This is a genomic window from Geoalkalibacter ferrihydriticus DSM 17813, from assembly GCF_000820505.1.
In the GTDB taxonomy this organism is placed as follows: domain Bacteria; phylum Desulfobacterota; class Desulfuromonadia; order Desulfuromonadales; family Geoalkalibacteraceae; genus Geoalkalibacter; species Geoalkalibacter ferrihydriticus.
Window position 1 is genome coordinate 1 of the sequence record NZ_JWJD01000018.1, and the last position, 621, is coordinate 621.

Consider the following 621-nt stretch of genomic DNA (forward strand, 5'->3'; position numbering starts at 1 on the left):
GTCGACCTTGAAATAGGCAATCGCCTGCTGCAACTGCTCGGCCTGGCTGGAGAGTTCTTCCGAAGTGCTCGCCATTTCCTCGGAGGCCGAGGCGTTCTGTTGAATCACCTGATCGAGCTGCTGGATGGCCTTGTTGACCTGCTCGGCGCCGGCGTCCTGCTCCTTGCTCGCGGCGGCGATCTCCTGCACCAGCTCGGCGGTTTTCTGGATGTCGGGCACCATCTGCGTAAGCATCTTGCCCGCCTGCTCGGCAATTTCAACGCTTGATCCCGAAAGATCGCTGATCTCGGCGGCCGCGGTCTGGCTGCGTTCGGCGAGCTTGCGCACCTCGGCTGCCACCACTGCGAAGCCCTTACCGTGCTCGCCGGCACGCGCGGCTTCAATGGCGGCGTTCAAGGCCAGCAGGTTGGTCTGGCGGGCGATCTCTTCGACGATGGAGATCTTGTCGGCGATCTGCTTCATGGCGGTCACGGTCTTGCCCACGGCCTCGCCGCCCTGACGGGCGTCCTGGGCGCTCTTGGCGGCAATTTTTTCCGTCTGCATGGCGTTGTCGGCATTCTGCCGGATGTTGGCCGCCATCTGCTCCATGCTGCTAGAGGCCTCCTCGGCGGCGGCCGCCTG

The 621-nt window shown here is 64.1% G+C and carries 1 protein-coding gene; it reads right to left on the bottom strand.

The window, feature by feature from the left end; all coding sequences use genetic code 11:
* Positions 1 to 621, bottom strand: a 621-nt coding sequence (locus GFER_RS19260) for a methyl-accepting chemotaxis protein (protein WP_235264124.1), incomplete at both ends; no start/stop codon positions are given.